At 67.5% G+C, this 2927-nt stretch carries 3 protein-coding genes; 2 read left to right on the top strand and 1 reads right to left on the bottom strand.

All coding sequences use genetic code 11. The features are described 5' to 3' along the window. Both frr and NTX40_09890 read left to right on the top strand, forming a co-directional pair. On the top strand, positions 1-561 hold the full coding sequence (gene frr, locus NTX40_09895; GenBank protein MCX5649389.1) for a ribosome recycling factor: 561 nt from the start codon (positions 1-3) through the stop codon (positions 559-561). Positions 562-851: 290 nt separating this feature from the next. Beyond that, positions 852-1619: a hypothetical protein gene (locus tag NTX40_09890; protein MCX5649388.1), complete on the top strand. Its 768-nt coding sequence runs from the start codon at positions 852-854 to the stop codon at positions 1617-1619. Between the two features lie 77 nt (positions 1620-1696). Here the strand turns inward: NTX40_09890 and NTX40_09885 are convergent. After that, a partial coding sequence (locus NTX40_09885; protein MCX5649387.1) for a dihydrolipoamide acetyltransferase family protein occupies positions 1697-2927 on the bottom strand: 1231 nt, incomplete at its 5' end.

Here is a 2927-nt window from a genome sequence, read left to right as displayed (position 1 = left end):
GTGCCGATCGACGACATCCTCCTCGAAGCCGAAGACAAAATGAAGAAAGCCGTCGACCATCTCCGCCAGCAGTTCCGGACGGTGCGGACCGGCCGGGCGTCGGCCGGCCTCGTCGAACACCTGAAAGTGGACTACTACGGCACGCCGACGGAACTGAGGCAACTGGCCACCATCACCGTCCCGGACCCGCTGCTGCTGGTCATCAAGCCGTTCGATCCGGGCTCGGCCGCGGGCATCGCGAAAAGCATCCAGGCCTCCGACCTCGGCATCACGCCGACCACCGACGGCAAGGTCATCCGCCTGGCGATCCCTCCCCTGTCGGAGGAGCGGCGGAAGCAACTCGTCCACCAGATCAGGGAAATGGCTGAGGCGACCAAGGTCGCCCTGCGGAACATTCGCCGCGACGCCATCCACCATGTCGACACCGAAGAAAAACAGAAACTCGCCAGCGAGGATAACGCCCGGGCCGCTCGAGACGAAGCGACCGAACTGGTTCACACGTGTGAGAAAGAAATCGGCGAAGTCCTCGAACACAAAACGAAAGAGGTGATGGAGGTTTGAGCCCTCTCCCGTCGTCTTGCACGAGGGACGAAGGAACGGCGTCCAAAGTCCAAGGTCCACGGTCTAAAGTCCAACTTCAAACAGCAAACGACAATGACCACTTCGCGGCTCCGCCGCGTGTTGGTCATTGTTGTTTGTCGTTTGCTGTTTGATCTATGGTCCCTCGCTTTTATTCAAGCCTCGCCGACCCAACGTCCGATAACACGCCTGGGAGCGAGGAACCCTCAGACGTCGTCTTCAAAATCGGACCGGTGCCGGTCTTCCCCTCCCCGGAAAGCGAGACGGGTGGAATGAGCCAACTGAATCTGGTGGATCGGGTAAAGTCATGGTTCGGTGTGGCGCGCGTCGAGAGACCGCGACGCGCCGGCGTGGGCGCGAAACCGTGGGCGGCGGCCTCGACCGCGCCGGCGGCGGGGCTCCTCCTGGCCGGCGCCGGCGGGAGCGCCACGGCGGTGCCGCCGATTTCCTCGGCATTCGACGGCAGGCCGGCGGCGCCCGCGGCCGGCGGGCCCGGCGCCCAGACCACGGCCGTCGCCACGGAAACCGGCAAGGCGCCGGACGCGCAGCGCCCGGAGCCCAACCCGGAATGGATCCGGTTGCTGAACACGCTGCCGGAACGGATTGCCGAATCGCTGGCGGCGAGCGCGGCCGGCGCGAAGGCCCTGGATAAGATCGGGCGCGAACTCGAAGGCCACCGCGACGCGACCCGATCGCTCGCCGAGTCCGTCCGCCAACTGCCCGACCTCGCAACCGACCAGGCGGCCGTCACGAAACGCACCAACGACCTCCTGGAACAGCAGACGCGGCTGGCGGAAGCGACGGTGGACGGCCTCGCGGGCATGCGGGGAGCACTGAGGAGCGTCGAGGAAAGCGCCCAGCGGCACCTGGTGTGCATCGCCCGGCTCGAAACCGCCCACCGCGAAGTCCTCGAAACCTATCAGACGCTCGTCCTCCGGACGCATCGGCGGCTGGGCCGACTGGCGATGCTGGCGGTGCTGCTGGCGTCGGCGGCGCTCGGCGGCGTCGGCTACGCCATCTACCTGACCATAGGATACTAAGCCTCCGTCCAAAGCAAGCGACCCCGACCTGCGAAAGGCCGGGGTCGTTTGCATTTTCCGCCTCGAACGCGCCGCCGCTACTCGGCGAGTTGGCCGGGCGCCTCGAGGGCGTCGCGAATCGTTTCCAGAAACTGCGCGCCCACCGCGCCGTCCACGAGGCGATGGTCCGCGGCGAGCGTCAGCGTCATCACTTTGCGGATTTCGATAGTGCCCTGACGCCCGACGACGCGGTCCTCAATCATCCCCAGACCGAGGATGGTGCTCTCGCCTGGGTTGACGATCGGGATGAAACTCCGGATGCCGAACATGCCCAGGTTCGTGACGGTCATGCAGCCGTCCTGATACTCATCGGGGCGGAGGCGGTTCGCCCTCGCGCGGGCGGCCAGGTCGGCGGTCTCGGCGGCAACCTGGCGGAGCGACTTCTTGTCCGCCTCGCGAACCACGGGGACAATGAGGCCCTCATCCAGGGCGACGGCAAGGCCGACGTTCACTTCGGTGCGGCGTTCGACGCCGCCGGACGCCCATCGGCTGTTGACGGCGGAGAAAAGCCGCAGCGCCTTCCCGCACGCCTTGATGACGAAATCGTTGAAAGCGACCTTCGGCCCGCCCTCGGCGTTCAGTTTGGTGCGCAGGGCGACGAGGTCGGTCACGTCGGCGTCCATCTCCAGGTAATAGCAAGGAATCGTCTGCTTCGATTCGCTCATGCGCTGGGCGATGACCCGGCGCATCAGGGTCAAGGGAACAATGTTGCCCGCCTCGCCCGGTCGAGTCGCTTGTGGCGACTTGGGGGGCGCGCCTTGGCCGGCGGCGCGGAGGACATCCTCCTTCATCACTTTACCGCGGACACCGGTGCCCGGAACGGCGGCGAGGTCCACGCCCTGGCGTGCGGCCAGTTTGCGCGCCAGGGGCGACGCCTTGACCGCGGCCGCGGTCCGGGCGGCGGCCTCGACGTCGGCCTCGACGATCCGACCGCCGGGGCCGCTACCGCGGATGCCCGCCAGCCCGACGCCCAGTTCACGCGCCCGGCGGCGGGCGCGAGGAGAAACCTTGATGCGGCCGCCCTCGGCGACGGCGGGAGCAACCGGCGCGACGGCGGCAACTTCGGCCGCTGCGGAGGGCACCGCCCCAGCCGCGCGTTTGGCAACCCGTTTCGCCGGGGCCGCGCCGGCCTCCGCAAGAACCGACGCCGGAATCTTTTCGCCGGGGTCGCCGACGACGGCGATGAGGGCCCCGACGGGCAGTTCCACGCCTTCCGGGGCGAGGATTTTCAGCAGCGTCCCGCGGTAGTAACTTTCGACCTCGAGGGTG

The sequence above is a fragment of the Planctomycetota bacterium genome, assembly GCA_026387035.1.
In the GTDB taxonomy this organism is placed as follows: Bacteria; Planctomycetota; Phycisphaerae; order FEN-1346; family FEN-1346; genus JAPLMM01.
Note: the sequence above shows the minus strand (reverse complement) of the source record. Positions and strands in the feature narration are given on the sequence as shown.

Excerpts from the sequence above, each read along its gene's own strand:
- NTX40_09890 (MCX5649388.1), top strand. The coding sequence starts at position 852 with ATGAGCCAACTGAATCTGGTGGATCGGGTAAAGTCATGGTTCGGTGTG.